General features: G+C 37.2%; 22 protein-coding genes. 5 read left to right on the forward strand and 17 right to left on the reverse strand.

Annotated elements, in window-relative coordinates:
• Positions 1-139: 139 nt before the first annotated feature.
• From FS608_RS01225 to FS608_RS01240, 4 genes are all read right to left on the reverse strand, one after another.
• Positions 140-697: an SLOG family protein gene (locus FS608_RS01225; protein WP_144547386.1), complete on the reverse strand. Its 558-nt coding sequence runs from the start codon at positions 695-697 to the stop codon at positions 140-142.
• Between the two features lie 130 nt (positions 698-827).
• A complete protein-coding gene (locus FS608_RS01230; RefSeq protein ID WP_144547388.1) occupies positions 828-1,295 on the reverse strand; it encodes a CotD family spore coat protein in 468 nt (155 codons plus the stop codon).
• Positions 1,296-1,723: 428 nt separating this feature from the next.
• Positions 1,724-2,980 carry a ribonuclease H-like domain-containing protein gene (locus FS608_RS01235; RefSeq protein WP_144547390.1) on the reverse strand — a complete coding sequence of 419 codons (1,257 nt, stop codon included), beginning with the start codon at positions 2,978-2,980 and terminating at the stop codon, positions 1,724-1,726.
• Between the two features lie 17 nt (positions 2,981-2,997).
• Complete coding sequence (locus FS608_RS01240) at positions 2,998-5,274, reverse strand: DEAD/DEAH box helicase (protein ID WP_144547392.1); 2,277 nt, start codon at positions 5,272-5,274, stop codon at positions 2,998-3,000.
• Positions 5,275-5,482: 208 nt separating this feature from the next.
• Between FS608_RS01240 and FS608_RS01245 the strand changes: the two genes are divergently transcribed.
• A complete protein-coding gene (locus tag FS608_RS01245) occupies positions 5,483-6,181 on the forward strand; it encodes a Crp/Fnr family transcriptional regulator (protein ID WP_144547394.1) in 699 nt (232 codons plus the stop codon).
• A 229-nt stretch (positions 6,182-6,410) separates the two neighbouring features.
• Here the strand turns inward: FS608_RS01245 and hcp are convergent, their stop codons facing one another.
• Positions 6,411-7,709: a hydroxylamine reductase gene (gene hcp, locus FS608_RS01250; protein ID WP_144547396.1), complete on the reverse strand. Its 1,299-nt coding sequence runs from the start codon at positions 7,707-7,709 to the stop codon at positions 6,411-6,413.
• Positions 7,710-7,820: 111 nt separating this feature from the next.
• Here hcp and FS608_RS01255 point away from each other — a divergent pair, with 111 nt between their 5' ends.
• Positions 7,821-8,369 carry an Hsp20/alpha crystallin family protein gene (locus FS608_RS01255; protein ID WP_313958686.1) on the forward strand — a complete coding sequence of 183 codons (549 nt, stop codon included), beginning with the start codon at positions 7,821-7,823 and terminating at the stop codon, positions 8,367-8,369.
• A 52-nt stretch (positions 8,370-8,421) separates the two neighbouring features.
• Here FS608_RS01255 and FS608_RS01260 read toward each other — a convergent pair whose 3' ends face one another.
• Positions 8,422-8,985: a YppG family protein gene (locus tag FS608_RS01260; protein ID WP_260871552.1), complete on the reverse strand. Its 564-nt coding sequence runs from the start codon at positions 8,983-8,985 to the stop codon at positions 8,422-8,424.
• Positions 8,986-9,176: 191 nt separating this feature from the next.
• On the opposite strand from FS608_RS01260, the gene yppF reads away from it, so the two are divergent.
• A complete protein-coding gene (yppF, locus tag FS608_RS01265) occupies positions 9,177-9,386 on the forward strand; it encodes a YppF family protein (RefSeq protein WP_144547398.1) in 210 nt (69 codons plus the stop codon).
• 34 nt (positions 9,387-9,420) lie between these two features.
• On the opposite strand, the gene FS608_RS01270 is transcribed toward yppF, so the two are convergent.
• The 3 genes from FS608_RS01270 to FS608_RS01280 all read right to left on the reverse strand — a co-directional run bounded on the left by FS608_RS01270 (position 9,421) and on the right by FS608_RS01280 (position 11,622).
• The gene (locus FS608_RS01270; RefSeq protein WP_144547400.1) at positions 9,421-9,777 is read right to left on the reverse strand and encodes a DUF1798 family protein; all 357 of its coding nucleotides are present in this window, start codon (positions 9,775-9,777) and stop codon (positions 9,421-9,423) included.
• An 80-nt stretch (positions 9,778-9,857) separates the two neighbouring features.
• A complete protein-coding gene (locus tag FS608_RS01275) occupies positions 9,858-10,115 on the reverse strand; it encodes a hypothetical protein (protein ID WP_144547402.1) in 258 nt (85 codons plus the stop codon).
• 529 nt (positions 10,116-10,644) lie between these two features.
• Positions 10,645-11,622, reverse strand: a complete 978-nt coding sequence (locus FS608_RS01280) for a DUF2515 domain-containing protein (RefSeq protein WP_144547403.1) — start codon at positions 11,620-11,622, stop codon at positions 10,645-10,647.
• Positions 11,623-11,816: 194 nt separating this feature from the next.
• Here FS608_RS01280 and recU point away from each other — a divergent pair, with 194 nt between their 5' ends.
• Together recU and FS608_RS01290 are read left to right on the forward strand one after the other, a co-directional pair.
• Positions 11,817-12,431 carry a Holliday junction resolvase RecU gene (gene recU, locus FS608_RS01285; protein WP_144547405.1) on the forward strand — a complete coding sequence of 205 codons (615 nt, stop codon included), beginning with the start codon at positions 11,817-11,819 and terminating at the stop codon, positions 12,429-12,431.
• 29 nt (positions 12,432-12,460) lie between these two features.
• Positions 12,461-15,124, forward strand: a complete 2,664-nt coding sequence (locus FS608_RS01290) for a PBP1A family penicillin-binding protein (RefSeq protein ID WP_144547407.1) — start codon at positions 12,461-12,463, stop codon at positions 15,122-15,124.
• A gap of 30 nt (positions 15,125-15,154) precedes the next feature.
• Here FS608_RS01290 and FS608_RS01295 read toward each other — a convergent pair whose 3' ends face one another.
• From FS608_RS01295 to dinG, 8 genes are all read right to left on the reverse strand, one after another.
• A complete protein-coding gene (locus FS608_RS01295; RefSeq protein ID WP_144547409.1) occupies positions 15,155-15,517 on the reverse strand; it encodes a YpoC family protein in 363 nt (120 codons plus the stop codon).
• Positions 15,510-16,172 (reverse strand): endonuclease III, encoded by a 663-nt coding sequence (gene nth / locus FS608_RS01300; RefSeq protein WP_144547411.1) that lies wholly within the window; start codon positions 16,170-16,172, stop codon positions 15,510-15,512. The genes FS608_RS01295 and nth overlap by 8 nt, the downstream gene beginning before the upstream one ends.
• Positions 16,173-16,235: 63 nt before the next feature.
• Positions 16,236-16,934 (reverse strand): DnaD domain-containing protein, encoded by a 699-nt coding sequence (locus tag FS608_RS01305; protein ID WP_144547413.1) that lies wholly within the window; start codon positions 16,932-16,934, stop codon positions 16,236-16,238.
• 120 nt (positions 16,935-17,054) lie between these two features.
• Positions 17,055-18,257, reverse strand: a complete 1,203-nt coding sequence (locus FS608_RS01310) for a pyridoxal phosphate-dependent aminotransferase (RefSeq protein ID WP_313958687.1) — start codon at positions 18,255-18,257, stop codon at positions 17,055-17,057.
• Positions 18,258-18,282: 25 nt separating this feature from the next.
• Positions 18,283-18,756, reverse strand: coding sequence for a cell wall elongation regulator TseB-like domain-containing protein (locus FS608_RS01315; RefSeq protein WP_144547415.1), 474 nt, complete (start codon positions 18,754-18,756; stop codon positions 18,283-18,285).
• A 15-nt stretch (positions 18,757-18,771) separates the two neighbouring features.
• A complete protein-coding gene (locus FS608_RS01320; RefSeq protein WP_098574777.1) occupies positions 18,772-18,942 on the reverse strand; it encodes a YpmA family protein in 171 nt (56 codons plus the stop codon).
• 118 nt (positions 18,943-19,060) lie between these two features.
• A complete protein-coding gene (locus FS608_RS01325) occupies positions 19,061-19,912 on the reverse strand; it encodes a ComEC/Rec2 family competence protein (RefSeq protein ID WP_144547417.1) in 852 nt (283 codons plus the stop codon).
• Positions 19,913-19,987: 75 nt separating this feature from the next.
• A complete protein-coding gene (gene dinG / locus FS608_RS01330; RefSeq protein WP_144547419.1) occupies positions 19,988-22,789 on the reverse strand; it encodes an ATP-dependent DNA helicase DinG in 2,802 nt (933 codons plus the stop codon).
• Between the last annotated feature and the right edge of the window lie 71 nt (positions 22,790-22,860).

Consider the following 22,860-nt stretch of genomic DNA (forward strand, 5'->3'; position numbering starts at 1 on the left):
TTCACCTCAGTATTCGCCAATCACTACCTATTATTTTTTCAAAAATATGTAGTTTTGTCAATTTTCATTTGTATTGTCAGTATTATGATTTTTAAAACAATTCAATATATGGAATAACAGCTGTAAAAATGACTAAAACTTAAAAATCAGACAGCTTCATCTGTTCTTCTTCCACAATCATCTGTAAATCATAAAATGTTATAAGTTCAATCGGGTATGGATGTTTCTTCCGGTATTCCAAACCCATTTCATAAAGATATTTTGGACTTCCTTCCTTTTCATGATCGTAAAGAAGGAGGAGCCCTTCACTTTTTTCAATAAAAAATTGATTTTTCAATCGAAATTGCCATGGTTTTTCATATCCCTTTTTCGTAACAGAATCAATGAAATCTGCTTGTGCAAGGATAGATTCATACCATTCCTGGTTATTTTCCTTCCATGATGCTTGCTGGTCAAGAAATGGAGTAATTACCGCTAGTTTTAAATCAGGAAATTCCATTTGCAATTCAAAAACAACCTCAGCAGCCCACAGTTCTACACCTAACTGACCACTGATCAGCACCCATTCCAATCCCTCTTCCACCATTGGGAGTAATGATTTCTTTATGGCAGCCTTAATAAACAGGACTGATGGGTGATCATTCTTAAAAATCCCTAATTCAAACGGTTTATAACCTGATATGGCTAGAACTTTCATCTAAAATGTTCTCCTCCATAAAGAAAAATTTTTTAAAAATGGACAAACATTTGGACAAGAACAGCATATCATGTAGTAATAATAAATAAAAAACAAGGGCTAGAAAGCCCCTGTAATCGCTGTTTCTCTATTAGCGTCTAGGTCCCATAAATGGTCCTGGTGCAAATCCTGGGCCTCCTGGACCAACCATTCCTGGACCAAATCCCGGGCCTCCTGGACCAACCATTCCTGGGCCAAATCCCGGGCCTCCTGGACCAACCATTCCTGGGCCAAATCCTGGGCCTCCTGGGCCTCCAATTCCTGGGCCAAATCCAGGACCTCCAGGCATTGCATTTGGTAAAGCATTTGCAGCCGGCAGAGTTGCTGGCAGTGGAGCTACTGGTGCACAAGGGTTACAGCAGTTAATTTGCTGGTTACATACCTCTTCAGCACATGATGCAGTTTGCGGGCAAAAATGTTTGTGTTGAAACAGATGATGATTCACCGTAGTTGTGTGGACAGGGTGAATATGGGGAACCACTGTTGTTGAAAACGTATGGTTCACAATTTGTTGAGTCGGATGAATAACTGGCGGCATAAAATTAGTTCCAAGATACATATGAAAATCTCCCTTCAGAATTTTGTTTACATTACAGCCTATGTTGAAGGGATTACTCTTGTACTAATGAAAATACCTATTTTTCCTTGAGAACAGTTCATTTCCTTGATTTCTATTTAAATATGTATAAATGCCTAGCTTTTTACTAAATTTACTAGGCATATGTTTTTTATAGAAAAGAATAAAAGCTATCTTTTAAACTTGTAAAAATAACTGCAGTCAAACATACGACAACGAAAAATAAAAATAAAATTGCTTTGTACATATTACCAGCTCCAAAATGTTTTGTATTTCATTTTTTTCAATCCAATTTCAAATTTTACAACTTTCGGCTTTGTTTAACAATATGGAAATGCTGGTTTTTCAAACAAATTACAAAGATTTTTTGACAAAAAAGTGAACTTTATAAAAATCAATCATTTTTGCAGTTATTTTGCCATTTTCCGCTCTAACCGCTTAAGCCTGAACTGAAGTTGTTCTAAGCTGTATTGACCTGAAATGATGGGAGTTTGTTCCGATTGAGACACGAGCATGATCGCTTTCTGACAATAATCTATAGCAAGTTGATAATCTTTAATTCTATGTTCATGAATTTTTGCAAGTTCTAAGCAGGCTTCTAACATCAACCGTTTATTACCAGAATCCGCAACATCTGAAAATAGCTTTTCCGCTTTTACCCAGTCTTTTTCTCTTTTGCTTTGTAAAGCTAACGAAAATTTAGCTTGAATGGATGTCATGTCACTTCCATTAACAAGTTGGGTTAATACTTTCTCTGCTTGATTCTTTTCACCTAAAGCTGCAAACCAGCGCCCTACCTCAAAAGACTCCGGCCTAGTCTGATTAGTATCAAACCCGCAAAGCTGGAACGTGATATGCGTGTATAAGGTAACAAGAGATAAAATATCAATTTCATTATGCTTTAGAATTCCCAACATCCCATCTGGTTGTTTACTATCAATGAAATCAAAATAAATCATTGGAGCTAAAAAGCCAGGTATATCATCGACTCTTTCCACACCAAGTACCTCTTTCTCAACGATAGCTAACTTCAAACGCTCTAATTTATGCTTCCAAAGCCTTCTCGCCGCATGAAAAAGATCAAAATGCCCAAACTGTGGCAGCTTGGGGACATGCTCTCTAACGAGGGTATGCCTAGTCTTTACCTGCGGCCAATCAAATGACTTCCCATTATAGGTCACGAGCGTTTTATAATTGACTTTCTCTAGAAAGCTTTGATATAAAGCTACTTCAGCCCCCGGATTAGGTAAAATATGTTGTCTTAAGATGAGGGAATCGCCCGAAACGCTTGCATAGCCGAGAAGGAAAATGGTGTTTCCTACTCCTCCTCCAAGCCCCGTTGTTTCGGTATCAAAAAAGAATAATTCTTCCGCTTTATGTCCTTCGGCAGATAATGGATGATTGACGGGTTGTTTGTTCCAAATGTCGACTGCAGTGAGGAAATCACGAAAACAGTAATGCCCGTGCTGATGTGAGAGTGGATATTTCACTTCTCTGATTAAACAGTAGTCCTCGTCTAAAAAAAACGGGAACACGTTTGCTTGTTCCCATTTTTCCTTGAAAGGCACCTCAATGTTAGCTGTTTTTGGAGGAGTATTCATTTTTTCTGATGATCCCCCGACAGAAAGATGTGGTTTTAAACGATTTAATTTATTTTTTAACGACATCGCTAATCTTCCTTCTCCTAGTTTGAGGATTTTAAAAATGCTTCAATTATTTTTAAAACATCCTTTTTCGCTGCTTCACTAACAGTGTCCGTACCAATGCAGGACGGGCAGCCATATTCACACTGACATCCGTTAATCATATTCTTTGTTTCCATAAATACTTCTGACATCCCGGTGTGTATTTTTTCGCTTAAGCCAATCCCGCCTGGGTAGCGGTCATAAAAGAAAATGGTTGGTTTTTCATTATGATCAGCCTTCACCTGTGGAATGACATGAATATCCTGTGGGTCCGCCATTACGAATAAAGGGGCAATATGGTTTAGTGAGTGGGCCGTCCCAACAAGCCCCTGTTCTAGTCGCTCATGGCCCAATTCAGACAAAGGCTGGTTTAAGGAAATCCAAGCTGCATTGGTGTGCAGTTCCTCCTCAGGCAAATGGATTGGTCCTGACCCAATATTTTCATGTGTTTCAAATTTTATTTTTTTAAATATGGTTGCCATCGCTCTTACACTAACATCCCCATAGCCAAATTCCGCCTCCTCTAATTCTTGAAGTTTGTCCACTTCAAGCACTTTTAATTGGACGGCTAAATTTGCGTCAGTAAAATAGTCTACATCTACTTCCCTTACGAAGGCCTTTTTCTCTTCCCAATCGAGTTTTTCAACCTGAAATTGGGTACCTTGATGTAAATAAATGGCTTCATCATGGAGAAGCGTCATCGCAGAAAAGCGGTCCATTTCCCCAATAACTTTGACATTGGCCACATCAGATTGGTCAACAATGATGACATTTTCCTGTGATGCCGATCGTAAACTAATGTTATGTGCAGGGAAGGAATCATTCATCCAATACCACTTTCCACTATTATGATAAAGAACTCGTTCCTCGGTTAAGTATTCTAGCAATTCCTCTGTTTCCACGCTTCCAAATTGCTCTCCAGCTTTAAATGGAAGTTCATAGGCAGCACATTTCATATGATCGATTAAGATAATAAGATTGTCTGGATTTATTCTTGCTGTTTCAGGGCTTTTATTAAAAAAGTAATCAGGATTCTGAATGATATATTGATCAAGCGGACTAGAACTTGCTACCATAATAACTAGTGCTTCACTGTGCCTTCTGCCAGCTCTTCCCGCTTGCTGCCAAGCACTGGAAATGGTACCTGGGTAGCCCGTCATAATACAAACTTGCAACTGTCCAATATCCACTCCTAGTTCTAGAGCATTCGTGCTGACTACACCGTAAATTTCACCTGAACGGAGCCCTTTTTCAATCTTCCTTCGTTCGGTTGGGAGATATCCGCCTCGGTAGCCCATTATAGACTTTGCACCCAATTGGTTTTTCACTAATTCTTGCAAATAGGTTAGAATAATTTCGACTCTTACTCTGCTTCTCGCAAAGACTATTGTTTGAATTTTATTTTTTAATAGTTCCCCTGCAATTTTCCGCACCTCTAGCGTGGCGCTTCTCCTAATGTTTAACGGCTTGTTTACGATAGGCGGGTTATAAAAGAGAAAATGCTTTGTACCACTAGGGGCCCCATTGTTATCAATCAGCTGCATTTTTTCTTCTGTAAGGGTTTCGGCTAACTCTAGTGGATTCGCAATTGTTGCGGAAGTACAAATGAACACAGGGTCACTCCCATAATATTTACAAATCCGTTTTAGCCTTCTAATTACATTGGCTACATGGCTGCCAAACACACCTCGATACGTATGAAGTTCATCTATTACAACAAATTTAAGGTTTTCAAACAAGGACACCCATTTGGTATGATGCGGCAGAATAGCTGAATGTAGCATATCTGGGTTCGTAATCACCACGTGTCCAGCTTGTCTTACTCGTTGACGAATATTTGCTGGCGTATCCCCATCATACGTATAACTATTGATGTCTATACCAGCTGCTTGTATAATTTCATTGATTTCACTCTTTTGATCTTGTGCTAGAGCCTTAGTAGGAAACATATAAAGGGCGCGTGCGCTTGGATTTGCTAGGATTGTTTGCAAGACTGGCAGATTATAACACAGGGTTTTCCCTGAAGCTGTAGGAGTTACTGCAACAATACTTTTACGGTCTCTAATTTTTTCATAGGCTGCGTTTTGGTGTGTATACAGTTGTTCTATTCCCCTGCCATTTAATGCAGATTTTAATGCTGGATGAAGGTCATTGGGAAGCGGAACTGTTTGAGCCTGCTTTTCTTCAAGTGTATGCCAAGTAACGATATTTTCCTTGAATTGATCATTTATTTTTAAATCAGTTAATATTTCTTGTAGATTTTTTCTTAACTTCATGCCCTTTCACCTCAATACTTCTATTCTAACCGAATGAGCGTTCGTAACAAAAGTAAAAATGATTAATTTATGCTTTTAATCCTGTGGTATCTTTTTCCTCTTTTATAAAAAGTTCAATCTATTCTTTAACATTTATTAATACCATAAACTATTTTTATATTTTTTGTTACAATAGATAATAACTGACTATGACTGTGAAGGTGATTGAATGAAAATTGAAGAAATTAAAAAGGTGCTCGCTGATTTTACTCTTTTTCGAGAATTAAATGATACTGAACTAACAAAAATCACTGATATCGCAATCTCCAGAGAATGGAAAAAGCAAAGCCATGTATTTCTCCAAGGAGACCCGCTTGAAAATGTTTATTTTATTTATGACGGAAAAATCAAAATCTACAAAAGCGACATTAACGGCAAAGAACAAATTGTCGCTATTGCTAAAAAAGGCGAGATGTTTCCCCATGTAGGCTTTTTCAGAAAAGGTGATTATCCTGCCTATGCAGAAGTACTTGAGCCATCCACACTAATTGCTGTTCCAATTTCAAAATTTGAAACCGTTTTGATTGATAACCCCGAGTTATGTATTAAAGTGTTTAGAGTGTTGGGAGAAAAAATTGTTGATTTACAAAACCGTTTGGAAGAGCAAATTCTAAATAATACCTATGAACAAATTGTAAAACTTCTGATCCGACTTGCCCAAAAACATGGGAAAGAACAAGAAGATGGGACACTCCTCTTAAAATCAGAATTTACGAACAGAGATCTTGCTAATATGATAGGGACAACTAGGGAAACTATTAGCAGAACACTTACAAAAATGAAAAAAGATGAATTAATTGAAGTAGATGATGAAGGCGACATGATTGTAGATGTTGAAATTCTCATGGAAGAGATTAATTTAATATAAGAAAAGCGCAAGCGCCCTGGTCAGCGGCGTATGGCCTGGAGCGTTCCAACTGAGATAAAGGAAACACGAAGAGCCGGAGGCGATTTGATGTTGACTTATCGTAGGGCGGAAAGCGAAGGACACTAGCCGCTAGGGCCGCTTGCGCTAGACAGTAATCTAAGTTCAAAAACTTAAACTTTCTTATCATTAACAAAAATCCGCAGCCAATCGATGCTGCGGTTTTTTTTCTTTATATTAATGATAATTGAAGCATATCTTGCATGTCTTCTTGTGCTGTACCAATCAATTTTAGATTAAAGGTATTCTGTAGAACCTGTAACACACCTTCAGAAATAAATTCAGGCTGTTTTGGACCAATTCGAATATCCTGAATCCCAAGACTAAAAAGACCTAGTAGAATCGCGACGGCCTTTTGCTCAAACCATGACAAAACAATACTGACTGGAAGTTCATTCACTTCGCATCCAAATGCATCTGCAAGCGCTAGCGCAATTTTTACTGTTGATCCAGAGTTATTGCATTGGCCCAAATCGATATACCTTGGAATATTCGTCCCCGGCACAACCCCATAGTCGACATCATTAAAGCGGAATTTTCCACACGAGGTTGTTAATATTACAGTCTCCGGTGGAAGTGATGTAGCAAGCTCCCGGTAATAATTACCGCCAGGACCTGGAGCATCACAGCCAGCTATGACAAAGAAGCGTTTGATTTTTCCTGCTTTAACTGCATCGATTACTTCTGGTGCTAAGCCTAGGACCGTTTCATGATGGAAACCGGTAAGTAATGTTTCATCAGATTCAATAGCGGCATTTGGAAGTTTCAATGCTCTATTAATTAATGGGGTAAAATCATCATTAATAATTTTCTCTACATTTTCAAGTCCAGCCACTTCATATGTAAACATTCTGTCAGCGTAAGAACCTTTGATGGGCATGACACAATTAGTTGTTGCTAGGATGGCTCCAGGAAATTTTTCAAACAGCCGACGCTGATCATACCAAGCCTTTCCAACGTTTCCTTTTAAATGGGCATATTTTTTCAATGCTGGATAACCATGAGCAGGAAGCATTTCCGAGTGGGTATAAATATTGATCCCCATTCCTTCTGTCTGCTTTAATAATTCCTCCAAAGCAAATAAGTTGTGTCCAGTAACGATTATGCATTTACCTTCAATCTTGTTTTGGCTGACCCGGATTGGTTCAGGGATTCCAAGTCGATTTGTATGAGCTTCATCTAGCAGCTCCATTACACGAACCGCTGACTTCCCGACCTTCATCGCCATGTCAATATGTTCTTGTACATTAAAATTGGAATTCGTTAAGGTCATATACAAAGCTTCGTGTGTGGTCGCATCTACAAAAGAATCTGTATACCCTAATTGATTTGCGTGTGTCCGATATGCTGCAATACCTTTTAAGGCAAAGATAATTGTGTCTTGCAAACTAACAATGGTCTCGTCTTTTCCACAAACTCCGATTACATTACAGCCGCCAGTTGGAGTTTGTTCACATTGATAACAGAACATTTTATTTCCTCACTTTCCATTTCTTTTCTGCTTTACTATACTAATCAACCCAGACTTTAAATGTGATATATGTCACATTTAAAGTAATTGTAAAAAATCGTTCAAAATTTTATGGCGGCACATACCCAGTTTTATTTGCATATACTGGCAAGTGAAAAACTGGAAAGCGAGGGAATCCATATGTCATCTATGGTGCCGAATGATAAGAATTCAAAAAAGCCTAGAACTGATTCTTTTGGTGAATTAATGAAATCGATGAACGAATTTTTCCATGAAAAACCGATTAAGGGCTTTTTACAGTCAATCGATGATTTTTTCAAAAGTCCATTTCCACCAGGGGCAAACTTCCAAGTTGACACAATTGAAACAGGTAACGAATATATCATCTCAGCTGAACTGCCTGGGGTTAAACGGGAGCAGATTCAATTAAATATCTCAGGTAATCATTTGACTATTTCTGTGGAAAATAGAGAACTTGAAACTACCGAAGATGAGCATAACCAGATTTATCGACGAAAATACTTACAACAAAAATCATCCCGAACCATTTCCCTTCCTCACACAATTAACGAAAAATATGTCAAAGCTTCCTATCGTGATGGATTGTTAAAAGTCCGAATTCCACAAGAAAAGGGAAAAATGATTGAAATTGAGGAGTAAACAACTATATATCTCCATATGAAAAGACGGCTTACAGCAGCCGTCTTTTTCTTTACGCTTTAAATATTCCACCAAATCCTTTGACAAGCGAACTCACTTGATTTACAGCGTTCATCATCTGCCCCGCTGTGTTCACCATTTTATTAATATCTACCGAACCATCCTGGGACTTAAAAGAATTCATAAAGGATTGGACTCCTCCAGGCTGTTTGGGGATTGCGCTTTGTTTTGGATATGGGTTCATAGCGGGATAGCCATTCATTGGCATATACTGTGGTTTTTGAACCATCTTTTCTTGAGGCTGTAATGGATTTTGGAATAAGAATTGCGAATCCGTTTGTGAAAACGACTGGCTATTGTACGAAGAACCTTGAGAAACATGGCCAGGTTGATAGTTTTGCATATATGGCGGGTAGGCTTGCTGGTAATATGGGTTTTGTGGATTTTGCTGTTGGTATAATGTCCAATCTAAGTTTTGAGGTGGACTTTGATATAAGTATGGTGGATTACTGGTAAATTGCTGATGATTTCTCTGCTGACCAACTGGACCTTGGTGCATCATTTGCCCCGGGTATCCATAATTGAAGTAATTGGTTGGTCTTTTCTTTCCAAACATGGGCAAACATCTCCTCCGCATTTTATCTACTACACTTTATGAAGAACAGGAAGGAATGGTGATTCCTCCAGAAAAGATTCCCCAATGTCATAATGACAAGAATTTTGTCTAAAGTTTAAATATTTTAAAAACTAGAAATCCATTACTTTCGTGATACGATAGAAAAAAGGATGAAGGAGGAGCTAATAGAGATGGACATTCGCGAATTAAAAAGCAAATTTATTCAAAGCAGGGATTATACAACTGATGATGTTAATGCATTAATGGATTTTGCTAAGAAAGCGTATATTCATAACGATATTAATATTAAAGAATATCGTCTTCTTGTCCGTGAACTTGAAAAACAAGGCGCGGTAATACCTGAAACGGAACATAAAGACTCCCTCATCGAACATTCTTAATACAGATAAAAGAGATGCTGTTGCATCTCTTTTGCTATTTTTTCAACTCTTTTAATATTTCTAGAAGGAAATATTCAACCGTGCGATTTGCATTAATAAACCTTGTTTTACTGGTCTCTGGGAAAAAGGCTTGGATAGAAAGTTGATCAATATGTTCAGAAGTAGTGTCAATTTGCTTCAAATGAAGATGTTTATGGTTTGAGTTTGAAAGCCATTTCTTCATAGCCAGTTTCCATCGGTCATTTATATCCTTTACTTCATTTGCAAATGGCTTTATGACTTCATGAAAATCATGTTTAATCCCTTCTGTTCGCCCCTCTTGATAATACTTCATGAATAAGCTGTTAAAAGCTAGTAGTTTTTCTGTTAGAACAATAATTTCTTCAGACATCTCGAAAAAAACCTTCCTCCCAAAAAATAAAAAAGCAGCATGAAGTTTTGTTCCATGCTACTTTCATTGATATTGTTATTTTAACTGCAATTAAAAGCCCAATTCAAGTTGTAAGGCTCACCGGCTATGTTTGAAATAGAGTTAACTTTATCCATTGTTTGTTCAAGTCCAAAAAGTTTTTGTTTTGATTCCATTATCTTATCCTGTTCTTCTTGATCTAAACTTTTACGCAGGTCTGAGAAGGATGCTTCTAGCACCACTTCCAAGTCTTCTAATTGATCATATATTTCTGTAAGCATAGAAATCAACTTTTCTTTATCGGACAATGGCTTATTCATCAATCAAACCCCTCCCAGCATTTTCTATTTAGTATAATTCTCTTTCTTTCTTTTGCTTCCTTCTGCCTTGACAAAACTAGTTTCTATTCGCCAAAGGTAGTGGTAAAATGGCATATTTCCCTTAAGGTTTCGACACCAACTTAACTTGCATGAAAAATTAAAAAGCGCACATTCTATTATTGGAGGTGCTATTAATGCCAAAAAATAATAAACAAAACAAAAATCAGCAATCAAAACCAGCCGAAGAAGCAAAAAAAACAGGTTACGGTGATAAAAAGCTTGTCGGTGAAAATCGTCCGGCTGAATAAAACTAAGAAAAGCGCAAGCGCCCTGTTCAGCGGAGTATGGCCTGGAGCGCTCCAACTGAGATAAAGGAAACACGAAGAGCCGGAGGCGCATTCGTGCTTGACTTATCGTAGGGCGGAACGCGAAGGACACTAGCCGCTAGGGCGCTGGAGCTAGACAGTAATCTAAGTTCAAAAACTTTCTTATCATCCAAAAAAGCAAGGGGAGACTTCCCTTGCTTTTTCTAATTCCACTTTTTTAACTGTAAGGTCTTTTGGAGTGCCAGCATTAATTGAAGTTGATTTGATTTGGTAAAGTACCAATCTGTCAAATGAATTGGGTGACGATTGTCTACGGGAAAGTATAACCACCTAGGGGAAACCCTCCGATGCAAACTCCAATCTTCAAATTTATGTTGATTATGCTCTATAATTGGAAAGGTCGCACGTAATATCGGTGTTTTTTGTCCTGTTTTTATTTTAAAATATTGTTCATAATCATATCTTGAACCAGTATGAGCAGTTTTTACTGCAAACTCATAAAAATAAGGAAATAGTCGCGGGTGAAAAAGAATACTGGCAAGTCGTTTACCTAAATGAATTCGTTTCGAAAGTGATTTGAAGCCATTGACACTAGCACCGTATAATTCTCCTCCACATGTTGGAAACAAAACGCAGCTGAAATGAAGCCAATCCTGAAATGAAAAAAGCTTTGTTTGAAAAACCTTTTTTTTATAAACAGGGTGTTCGATTACAGGCGTTTGAATGACATTTTGCTCATTTATGATTAAACAAGTAGTTAGCCTATTCTTATCGTTTTCTTTCCAATATCGATACCATTCCTTTTGGATAAACGTTGAAACATGAAAATAAGGAAGTAAATGAAACATTTGTCGATTCATTTTCGTCGAATATTGATAGACCAACAACTGAGGATAGACATCTTGAAAAATAAGCCAATTTGCCCGTTCATAGGTTAAAAAAAGCTGTTTTCTCGTCATGTCTGTGATCAAATGAGGAAAGATGGACCCTTGCAGGTCACACATATTCCATCCACCATTTCTTGAAACCATGCTTGCTAAGAAAGCCCAAATGATATCCGGATTTTTTTTAAAAAATGATAAATATGCTTCTGTCCTTGAGATATTATCGGCATTTTTTTTATTTGTTTCTTCTCGTATTTGACGAATGATTGTTTGTTCCTGTATTGTAAGATGATTCATATTCATCTTCCCTTATGTTTTTTAATAGATTATTAGTACAATTTTAGCGTTTGTTCCTTTTATGAAAAATGCATCATGTATAAATTCGGCATTCTCGGTACAATTGTTATTAGACTGTGTATGCAAAAGTATTTTATACACCCCAATCTTGCTAAGATTTGATATGATAAGGAATAGCTTGAGAGGTGTAAAAAGTGAATTTTAACTATCCAAATGGAAAAAGGTACATACCTAAAGAACAAGGCGCAGACACTGAAAGTACAAGTAAAAAAAGGAAAAATGGTTCTTATAGTAACAGAGGTATGACGCTAGAAGAAGATTTAAACGAAACAAATGAATATTACCGAGAGAGAAAAGTAGCAGTTATTCATAAGAAACCGACACCTGTGCAAATAGTCCAAGTTGATTATCCCAATCGGAGTGCGGCTGTAATAAAAGAGGCTTATTTCAAATTGGCATCAACGACAGATTACAATGGTGTTTATAAAGGAAGGTATATAGACTTCGAAGCAAAAGAAACACAGAATCCCACCTCTTTTCCATTAAAGAATTTTCATCAACATCAGATACTGCATATGGAAGAAGTTCTTAATCAAGGAGGTATATGTTTTGTAATTCTTCGCTTTACAAAGTTTGAACAAGTTTTCTTACTTGAAGCAAAACACTTGTTAATTTTTTGGGAGCGAATGACAAATGGAGGTAGAAAATCAATTACGAAAGAAGAAGTGGAACAAGATGGACATCTGATTCCACTTGGTTTTCAACCCCGAATTGACTATATTAAAATTATAGATAAGCTTTACAATTGAGAAAAGGCTCGAAAGGAAGGAATATTACAATGTCTGAACAATACCAATCAAGAGAGGAGCGCAGAAAGAAGCTCCAATCTAAAGGTAAACCAAAAGCCAAGAAAAAATCTGGAGGACTTGTAAAGAAAATTTTTCTAACATTAGTAGCCCTTGGAATTATTGGTATACTGGCTGGTGTGGGTACTTTCGCGTACTTAGTAAAGGATGCTCCCGTACTTGACCCGAAATTATTAAAAGATCCAATCCCTTCGAAGATTTTAGATAAAGATGACAAACTTGTAACAGAAGTGGGTGCTGTTAATCGGGAATATGTTAACTATAAAGATATTCCGCAGGTAGTCGAAAATGCGATATTAGCAACAGAAGATTATCGTTTTTACAAGCACCATGGAATTGACCCGATTCGATTAGGTGGCGCTGTCCTAGCAAATATCCAACATGGCTTTGGTTCTGAGGGTGCCAGCACCATTACTCAACAAGTGGTTAAAAACTCATTTTTAACTCCAGAAAAAACCTTAAAGCGGAAAGTTGAAGAAGCTTGGCTTTCCTATCAATTGGAACAGCAATATACAAAGCACCAAATTTTCGAAATGTATGTAAATAAGGTATATGTTTCTGAAAATAGTCATGGGATTGCTACCGCTGCAAAAATTTTCTATGGAAAAGAATTAAAGGATTTAACTCTAGCGGAAGCTGCCCAGATTGCTGGAATGCCGCAAAGTCCAAATAATTATAACCCTTTCGATCATCCTGATTTAGCTGAAAAAAGACGAAACATCGTCTTAACCTTAATGCACCAGCATGGATTTATTTCTAAGCAAGAGATGGAAGATGCGAAAAAAGTGTCAGTTAAAGATACCGTCTTAAATGAAAAAGAGCGAGAAGTTAAGGAGAAACCCTTTGATTCATTTGTCGATGCAGTCATTGATGAAGTGAAAGAAACATCTGATTTTGATATTTTTACTGATGGCTTAACGATTCATACAACACTTGATCCGAATGCACAATCCTATGTAGAGAACATCCTTAATAAAGATGACGTGATTGACTATCCTGATGATGATTTCCAAGCCGGGGTTGCTCTTCTGGATACAAAAACAAGTGAAATCCGTGCCATTGGAGGCGGCAGAAATCAAAAAGTAAAACGTGGATTTAACTATGCAATAGATACCCAGCGTCAACCTGGGTCAACTATTAAACCAGTTCTTGATTATGCGCCTGCAATTGAGTATTTAAACTGGGGCACTTATGAAATGATTGAAGATAAACCCATTACTTATTCTTCTGGGAAAAAGTTTGGGAACTGGGACCAAAGCTATAAGGGAGCAATGACCATCAGAACGGCATTGCAACTATCAAGAAATTCACCAGCTGTTCAAGCCTTGCAACAAGTTGGTCTTGATAAAGCAAAAGACTTTGCAGTAAATTTAGGTATCCCATTAAAGGAAATTTTTGAATCCTATGCAATTGGTGGATTTAAAACGGGTGTATCCCCTCTGCAAATGGCAGGTGCCTACAGTGCATTTGGTAATAAAGGTATATACACAAAACCACATGCGATTAGGAAAATAAAATTACGTGATGGTACTGTGATAAGCACTGCTCCAGAACCGAAAGTGGTAATGAAAGACTCTACTGCTTTTATGATTACAAGTATGATGGAAAGTGTTCTCGAATATCCTGGTACAGGCACAAGAGCGAGTGTTCCTGGACTTGAAATTGCCGGGAAGACAGGTACAACTAACTATACAGATGAAGAAATTCAAAAATGGGATATTCCAAGCAGCAGATCTGTTCCTGATGCATGGTTCACCGGTTATACCACCAATTACACCGCATCCATTTGGACTGGTTATAAGAACCGGAGCACCCCTATTAATGCGGTTGGAAATAATCAACGTATCGCGCAATTAATTTTTAAGAACGTAATGGAACATGTATCGAAGGATATCGATACACCTGACTTTAAAATGCCTAGCAGCGTTCAAAGAGTAAGGATTGAGAGAGGCTCTATGCCTCCAGTTTTAGCAAGTGAATATACACCATCAAGTCAAATTATTACAGAGTATGCAGTGAAGGGTCACTCACCTAATCGAGTTTCAACAAAGTACGACAAACTAGCTGCTCCAAAAAATATAAAAGCAACCTATGATCAGTCAAGCAATACAATTGGATTATCTTGGAAGCACTCTAAAAAATCCAATGTTACTTTCTCTATTACAGTGAATAACGGGACAGAACAGAAACAATATACTCAAGCAGAAACGTCATTAACTATTCCTGCGGTACCGGGTGCAAAGTATTCCTTCACCATTATTGCGATTAGTGGAGATCGACAAAGCGATCCCGTAACGACAACACTTGAAATTCCAGCCCAAGAAACTAACCCTGACACGGGTACCGAACCAGGCATCCCGCCAGGGACCGGAAATGGTACTGGAAATGGTAACGAAAATGGTACTGGTAACGGAAATGGTACTGGCAATGGTACTGGCAACGGTACTGGTAACGGTACTGGTAACGGTACTGGTAACGGTACTGGTGATGACACTGGTGATGGCACTGGTGATGGCACTGGTGATGGCACTGGTGAAACCGGCGGGGATCAAGGAAATGGAGGAGGAACCACCCCACCAGATACCCCAGTTGACAACGGGACAGGGGAGCAGCCTGCTGTAGGAACTCCTGGCTAAACCTAGCAACCAGAAAACATTAAAAAGCGTCTAACCATTTGGTTTAGACGCTTTTTTTAGTATGTTTCTCTTTACAAACAATTTTTCTTGTTCAATCATTAACTCTGATAGTTGTCGATAAGAATGATATAATGCTGGCCTTGAGGTAATAAAGGCTAATCGTTCCTCCACATTAACCGGCTTAAACTCTAACAGTTTAAAATTAAGCGATTCATTCAAGGTAACTGGCAAATCATTGGACGACGCCAGAAATTGAATAAACAACTGAATCCCCTTATCCATCAACAATTTTGCATTTTTATACTCACGTTCACGAAATAATACTTCCAATTGCATTTTACTATTTTTCCATTCTGTCAGAAGGGTAGAAATCTCCACTTCCTTTTTATCCATTGCTTGCTACCTGCCCTTTCATCCTCTTTTTTCCTTCCCTGCAAAGCTCTAATAATGGGCAGCTTGGACATTGTGGATTTTGAGCTTTACAGTGGTAACGTCCAAAAAAAATCAGGCGGTGGTGTGTGAGTGACCACTCTTCTTTTGGAATCTTTCTCATTAATGTTTTTTCCACTTCAAGGACAGAATCCTTCCACCTGCAAATACCTAATCGTTTACTAACTCTTTCCACATGTGTATCTACTGCAATTGCAGGTATATTATACGCAACCGACACCACAACATTCGCTGTTTTCCTGCCAACACCAGGCAGTTTTGTTAACTCATCACGGTCTGTAGGGATATCACCGTTATATTCTTCTAATACAATTCTACAAAGGTTTTGAATGTTTTTAGCTTTATTCCGGTAAAGGCCAATCGAGCGAATATCGTTTTGCAATTCCTCAAGAGGAACTGCTAGGTAATCTTCTGGTGTTTTATATTTTTCAAATAATGATTTGGTTACTTTATTGACAAGCACATCGGTACATTGGGCTGATAGAGCTACAGCTATGACTAGTTCAAATGGATTTGAGTGGTTAAGCTCACAGTGGGCATCAGGAAACATTTCACCCATTTGATCAAGGCAATAACGGATTTGGCTGTTATTTAGCATATCTTTCACCTACTTCTATTTAAAATGAAATAAAACGAGAGAAGTATCTCTCGCTCATCGAATTTATTGTTCTAACCAGTTGTAGAATGGGACAGTTGGTTGATGTGGTTCATCTTTGATACTTCCCTTTTGTGTTTGCTTTTGACGAAATTTAAGACCATGGTTTTTGGCCTGCTCAATTGTTTTTATTCCATTCTTTTTCCACTCAAAAAGAATTCTATCAATATAGCGGAAATTTAATTTCCCCGACATTACTGCTTCACGTAAAGCCGCTTTGATGATCATTGGGTCATGATGGTCATCATCCATCCACATTGCCAGAGATTCACATTCAAACGGAGAAAGTGGACGTCCGAATTCCTTTTCAAAACACGTATAAAGATCTGTTTCATCAGCTTTCTTATCCGATTCTTTATTCATTTGATTATTTTTTAAGAACTGTTCTATCAGTCTTTCCCATAAAGGCTCAACGGAATACTTTTCATACCGAATACCATCATGATTATATCCATCTGTGATTTGAATAAAGCCTCTTTGAATCAGTCTTCTGAGCATTTCATTACATTCAGAAATAGTTATTGTCATTCTTGCCGAAAGTTCATCTGGAGTAGGAAATTCATGTCCTTTTTCTAAATAGGTGAGTATATTTAATAATAGAACAAGTTCATATTCATTTAAATTTAAATTACGATATTCAGAAAATAATAATGTAGGAACGGTAATGTTCCCTTCTTGAATCCATGCTAATAAGTTTGTTTTCATATTCAGGACACCTCCTGTTAAGTATATCATGAACGATCTATCCGAGTAAGAGTATAAGGCATCCATCTTTGGTAACTAAAAGCAAAAAGCCTGCAGCTATTCGCAGACTTTTTACATTAATTAATTATTGACCATGCTTGATTTTGAAACAACAAATTGGTGGATTCTCTCCACTGCCTTTTCTAACAATGTTAAAGAGGTTGCGTAGGAAAGACGAATATTATCAGGAGTTCCAAAACCTGACCCAGGAATAACTGCAACCTTTGCGTCCACGAGTAAGGCTTCTACAAAAGCATCCACATTCTGGTAACCTGTTATCTCTGCTGCTTTCTTTACATTTGGATAAAGATAAAAAGCTCCTTGTGGTTTTACACATGTCACACCTGGAATTGCAACAAGCTTAGTAAAAATAATTTCTAATCTTTCTTCAAATGCCTTCCTCATTTCTTCTACTGGCTGTTGTGAACCAGTGTAAGCTGCAATTGCTGCATATTGGGCAGTTGTTGTTGGATTAGATGTGCTATGGCTAGCAAGGTTTGTCATCGCTTCAATAATTTTTTTATTACCAGCTGCATACCCTATTCTCCAACCTGTCATCGAATGTGACTTGGAAACGCCATTAATAACAATTGTTTGCTCTTTTAATTCAGGAGAAAGTTGAGCAATTGAAATATGTTTATTTTCACCGTAAACTAGTTTTTCATATATTTCATCTGAAACAATGAGAATGTTCTCCTCAAGGCAAACTTTGCCTATTTCCAAAAGTTCTTCAGCAGTATATAGGACTCCTGTAGGGTTGCTAGGCGAATTAATAATAACGGCTTTTGTCTTCTTCGTAATTGCCTTTCTTAATTGCTCTGGTGTGATTTTAAATTGATTTTTCTCAAATCCCTCAATATAAACTGGTACGCCTCCAGCTAATTTTACTTGTTCTGGGTAACTGACCCAATATGGTGTTGGGATGATGACCTCATCACCATCATTTAAGACCACTTGAAACAAGGTATAAAGAACGTGTTTTGCGCCGTTTCCAACAATGATTTCATTAGGATTAAATGTTAACCCCTGGTCATCAACAAATTTCTTGATAATTGCCTTCTTTAAAGCAGGCAAGCCAGCAGAAGGGGTGTACTTCGTTTGCCCCTCAGTCATGGATTGATATGCAGCATCTAAAATATGTTGTGGAGTATTAAAGTCAGGCTCACCAGCACCTAGACCGATAACATCCTCCCCTTGTTCCTTTAGTTCTTTTGCTTTTGCCGTAATCGCTAATGTCGTTGAAGGTGTAAGTGCTTTTACACGATTAGCTAATTCCACTACCATTCCAATTCCTCCGCTCTCCATCTAGTTATAGGTTTTCAATTTTTTTTAGCCATTCACCTGTATCAAAGTGAACATAGTAATAATTTATTAAATTATTATTAGAACGGTAATAAATTTCCCACAGTGGGATATTCTTTTCCATACCGAGACGAACTGAGATGATCTTCTTCGGGCTTTTTTCTTGTTGAAGTTTTTGAATGGCTTCTTCCCTGGTTAAACCATTCTTAGCTTTTCTTACGAAAATTTCCTTACTTTTCGCAGGCATCCACACGATAATTTTGTCGCCATTCTTACTTTTTCCCTCAATGACATTAACCGTTTCAATACCATTATAAATATGAAAATCTTCTACTTCCTTTAGTGAGATTTCCTCTTGAGCACGTGAGACAGCTTTTGTCTCTGCTGTTTTCACAGGATCCAATGCTGATAAATAAACTTTTATCAATAACCCACAAAAGGCTAATACTATTATTGATAGAACAATAATCCACTTTTTCATTGCTAATTCACTTCTTTATGTACGATAAATCGTAAAAATCGCTGTATTTTGATTCGCTTGATCCAGTGCAAGTCCAAACATAAGGTCTTCCTGTTTCAAGGTTCGATTAAGGGCGTCAACAATTTTATACAAATCCGGACTGTGTTGGATTTTCACTGTTGATAAAACTTCTATTTTACTTTCCATCCGTTATCCTCCAATATTTTTCCTATTTATCTACATTTTTTGATAAATCTTATCCATTATTATAACAGGTGGAAGCAAAAAGCGGGTCAAAGATGCTATGATTTTTCTAATAAAATTTTTATTCATCCGTTTCAATCGGTATGGTTATGATTTCATAATTTGAATCTGTGAATTTTATTGTTATGGTTCCATGTTTTTTCGTTGAATAAATTTCTGACCACGTTTCGTGAAGATCGACTAGTATATCTGGATCATGCGCCTCTTCTTCTGGTGAAAAAAGGACTGAAATTTGCGGATTTAGATATTGAATTAATTTCTCAGATAAGGAATTTTCCGGTGCACCATTAGGGATTTTAAACACATTAATATTCTCCAGATTTTTCTCCAAGAGTGTTTCTTCTGCCCTTGGCGTGAATGAAGTCATAAGGAATATTCGATGATTAAAAAAATCAAGTGTTAGATCCATACCTTCATTCGTATCATTTCCCACAAATTGGACTTCAGCATTCATCTCAGGCAGGATAGGTCTCTTTGTACCCTGCCCCCAAGAGATAACTGCAGGCTTATTTTTTGAATCTAACTCTTTTTTGACTTGAGCAGAAAATTTAGGTGTTGTAATAATTTCTTTGATATTATATTTCGAGATTAGACGATTTAATTGTTGTCTAGAGAGTTCTGTTCCGTTATGTGTAAGGATTAATTTAGAAATCTCCTTCACATCATACAGGAAAAGCCACCCTTCTAATTCCGCAGCAGTTTCTTTTCCTCCGGTATTTATCAAGGTATTCTCATTATTTGCGCCTTGGATTAGTGTTGCTTCCCCTGCCGACAACCCCAGAAAAGTGACTGCAACTTCATGGTCTTTAATATTTAAATTAATATTTTCAATATTATTTAATGATGGACCTGATGCCTCTACCATGAGTGTGGTCGGAAGAAAAAATGACAAGATAATTAGTAAGGTTCTCATGACACACCTCCTATATTAAGGATGTGTTTATTTACCAATTTTTATCCAGAATAACTTTAATTGATGTCCCTCAAATTATAACCACGACTGGATAATTTCAACTAATTCATCCATCTTTCCTCGGTTAATAGGAACTGGAGGAATTGATTTCAAAAATGCCTTTCCATATTTCGTGGTTACAATTCTTTTGTCAAACACCACAATGATGCCACGATCACTTTCTGTTCGAATAAGGCGCCCAAAACCTTGTTTAAATCGGAGTATTGCTTCTGGAAGGGAGTATTCAGAAAAGGAATTTCCCCCCCGTTTTTCGATTAACTGGCATTTCGCCTCTGTTAAAGGATCATCTGGCGGGCTAAACGGAAGTCTGACAATAACAAGGCAGGATAAGTCCTCACCAGGTATATCAACGCCTTCCCAGAAACTGCTTGTCCCTAACAATAAGGCCTTATCATACCGCTGAAAGTTTCTGGTTAGCCTTGTTCTGCTTCCACTGGTTATCCCTTGTGCAATCATTGCATAGTCATGTAAAAAACCACTTTCTTTGATTAATTCATAGGTTTTCTTTAGCATGTCATAGGCGGTAAATAGAAGCAGCATTCTACCCTTAGTTGCTTCAGCTATTGTAATAATATGCTCAGTAATTGAAATCACATAATCATCCAAAGATACTGTATTAATTTCTGGTAAGTCCTCTGGAATTAAAAGCTGCACCTGTTGATTATATGCAAATGGAGATGGAATATTTAATTGTACTGTAGATACGGGGTCTAAACCCATTTCCTTTATAAAATAATCAAATGATTTATTTACAGTTAACGTTGCCGAAGTAAATACTACCGCTTTTTTTAATTGAAAGAATTGTTCGTTTAGTTTCCCTGCAACGGAAGTTGGCTGTACCATAAAGGTAGTAACATTTTGCGGTGAGCGTATATCTATTTCAATCCATTTTACATCATTCGTTATTTTAAGAAAGGAATTGATCACCGTTTCTCTAAGTTCTGTTAATTCGATTTGAAATGAAAGGATCTCCTCCAATTTATTTTCTTCTATTCGTGAAAAAGAATTACTTTCATTTTTAACCCATTCAAGACGTTCACTGATTTCTGAATAAAGGTCCTTTAGTAAAAAGGCAAATCTCTCAGCACTGTGAACTAGTGCCTTTTTTTCTTTTGCTTCGTCATTGGGTGAAAAGCGAATTTTGGCACGATTCACTCCTTTTTTATTCGCCATCTTGGATCTCGCAAAAAGAGCAATCAATTGAAAAAATTCATCCATTTCAAAAATAAGATCAGCCATAAGTTGATTTACCTTAGTTGAGGTGGTCCTGATCTCACTTTTTCTTGGTATAGAATCAATTAGTTTTTCCAAATCATAAAAGAGCTGTTTTTGTTCATATAGTCCAAATTGACCTAGTAGGAGACGGGTAGATAAATAATCTAATGTATGTCCAAAAAACTGACTTGCAGCTTTTTCAAAATGATGCCCTTCATCAATAATGGCATACGAAAATTCAGGCAAGATAGCCGCTTCACCTTTAATATCACTTAATAATAAAGAATGATTTGTAATAATAAGATCAGCTACTTCAGCCTTTCTTTTTGCTCTTAAATAAAAATCTCTTTCTTGCCATGCTTCGTCTTGTAAAAAAATTGATGGTTCATTCTTTATTTTATTCCAAAAAATCTGCCCGCCGCTTGAAAGGTTTAACTCATCCCGATCACCGGTTTCTGTTTCGATCAGCCATACAAGAATTTGCATTTTGGTTAATCCAGTATCGTAATTATCGTTATCATCTGCTAGCGTCTGGTGAAACTTTTCTAAACTAAGATAATGATTTCTACCCTTTAGCAATACAGTGTTTAAAGGAAAGGGCAAAAGTTTAGCCAAGAGCGGTATTTCATTTTTTAGAATTTGTTCTTGCAAATGGATAGTATGTGTACTTATAACGATAGGATTCTTATTTTTTCTAGAAAAGTAAGCACATGGCAGCAAATAGCCAAGTGATTTTCCTACACCTGTACCAGCTTCAATCACAGCATGATTTTCACTTTGAAAAGCCTGGTAGACTGTATCCATCATGTTAAATTGGCCAGTTCTCTTCTCAAAAGCTTCAAATGCCTGACTGACCAATTCGATTTTTTCAGCTTCAGATGCAGGAAAACGATATTCTTTATCTTCAGCATGCAGCCTTATATGGTTGGGAATTCTTTTTAAAGCAAGTTCTTTAAATATCTCAATTGTCTCAGATAAACTTTCGACAGTTTCTTCTTTATTAACAAGTAATTCATCAAGCAACTGTTGAAGGTCGCTTTTCAATCCCCCTGATAAATGAGCAAGCTGTTTTATTGTTGTGATTGGTAATGAAGTCAAACGTTCTAAAAGAATAAGTAAAAGTTCAGCTGTTACCTGTGCATCACTATCTGCTTGATGGGGGCGATCATGATTCAATTTTTCTCTCTCCGCTAAATCAGATAACTTATAACCATCTGCTGTCGGATATAGGATTCTCGCCAATTCAACCGTATCTAGAACAGGACCGAAGAACCCTTCTTGGCCTGATTGGATTAATTCTTCTTGAAGAAAGGACAAATCAAACAAAACATTATGTGCAACAAAATAAGCCCCATCAAGTAAAGTCATGACTTTTTCTGCAATTTCAGAAAAAAGCGGCGCATCTTTCACCATATCATCATTTAATCCAGTTAATTCTTCAATAAATATGGGGATGGATTTTTTGGGATTAATTAACGATGAAAACTTTTCTGTGATTTTCCCATTTTCAATGACCACAGCTGCAAATTGGATGATTTTATCACCTTTTTTTGGAATGTTTCCCGTTGTTTCCAAATCGATTACGACGAATTTATTTCGCATTTATTAACACCCCAAACCTTCGTTCATTAAAACGGTATCACATAATCTTTAAAAGAAAAAGTATACACTAC

The organism is Bacillus sp. X1(2014) (genome assembly GCF_007678255.1).

Coding starts and splice junctions, on each gene's coding strand:
- FS608_RS01225 (WP_144547386.1), bottom strand. CDS start 697: ATGAAAGTTCTAGCCATATCAGGTTATAAACCGTTTGAATTAGGGATT.
- FS608_RS01230 (WP_144547388.1), bottom strand. CDS start 1,295: ATGTATCTTGGAACTAATTTTATGCCGCCAGTTATTCATCCGACTCAA.
- FS608_RS01235 (WP_144547390.1), bottom strand. CDS start 2,980: ATGTCGTTAAAAAATAAATTAAATCGTTTAAAACCACATCTTTCTGTC.
- FS608_RS01240 (WP_144547392.1), bottom strand. CDS start 5,274: ATGAAGTTAAGAAAAAATCTACAAGAAATATTAACTGATTTAAAAATA.
- FS608_RS01245 (WP_144547394.1), top strand. CDS start 5,483: ATGAAAATTGAAGAAATTAAAAAGGTGCTCGCTGATTTTACTCTTTTT.
- hcp (WP_144547396.1), bottom strand. CDS start 7,709: ATGTTCTGTTATCAATGTGAACAAACTCCAACTGGCGGCTGTAATGTA.
- FS608_RS01255 (WP_313958686.1), top strand. CDS start 7,821: ATGGCGGCACATACCCAGTTTTATTTGCATATACTGGCAAGTGAAAAA.
- FS608_RS01260 (WP_260871552.1), bottom strand. CDS start 8,985: ATGTTTGGAAAGAAAAGACCAACCAATTACTTCAATTATGGATACCCG.
- yppF (WP_144547398.1), top strand. CDS start 9,177: ATGGACATTCGCGAATTAAAAAGCAAATTTATTCAAAGCAGGGATTAT.
- FS608_RS01270 (WP_144547400.1), bottom strand. CDS start 9,777: ATGTCTGAAGAAATTATTGTTCTAACAGAAAAACTACTAGCTTTTAAC.
- FS608_RS01275 (WP_144547402.1), bottom strand. CDS start 10,115: ATGAATAAGCCATTGTCCGATAAAGAAAAGTTGATTTCTATGCTTACA.
- FS608_RS01280 (WP_144547403.1), bottom strand. CDS start 11,622: ATGAATCATCTTACAATACAGGAACAAACAATCATTCGTCAAATACGA.
- FS608_RS01290 (WP_144547407.1), top strand. CDS start 12,461: ATGTCTGAACAATACCAATCAAGAGAGGAGCGCAGAAAGAAGCTCCAA.
- FS608_RS01295 (WP_144547409.1), bottom strand. CDS start 15,517: ATGGATAAAAAGGAAGTGGAGATTTCTACCCTTCTGACAGAATGGAAA.
- nth (WP_144547411.1), bottom strand. CDS start 16,172: ATGCTAAATAACAGCCAAATCCGTTATTGCCTTGATCAAATGGGTGAA.
- FS608_RS01305 (WP_144547413.1), bottom strand. CDS start 16,934: ATGAAAACAAACTTATTAGCATGGATTCAAGAAGGGAACATTACCGTT.
- FS608_RS01310 (WP_313958687.1), bottom strand. CDS start 18,257: ATGGTAGTGGAATTAGCTAATCGTGTAAAAGCACTTACACCTTCAACG.
- FS608_RS01315 (WP_144547415.1), bottom strand. CDS start 18,756: ATGAAAAAGTGGATTATTGTTCTATCAATAATAGTATTAGCCTTTTGT.
- FS608_RS01320 (WP_098574777.1), bottom strand. CDS start 18,942: ATGGAAAGTAAAATAGAAGTTTTATCAACAGTGAAAATCCAACACAGT.
- FS608_RS01325 (WP_144547417.1), bottom strand. CDS start 19,912: ATGAGAACCTTACTAATTATCTTGTCATTTTTTCTTCCGACCACACTC.
- dinG (WP_144547419.1), bottom strand. CDS start 22,789: ATGCGAAATAAATTCGTCGTAATCGATTTGGAAACAACGGGAAACATT.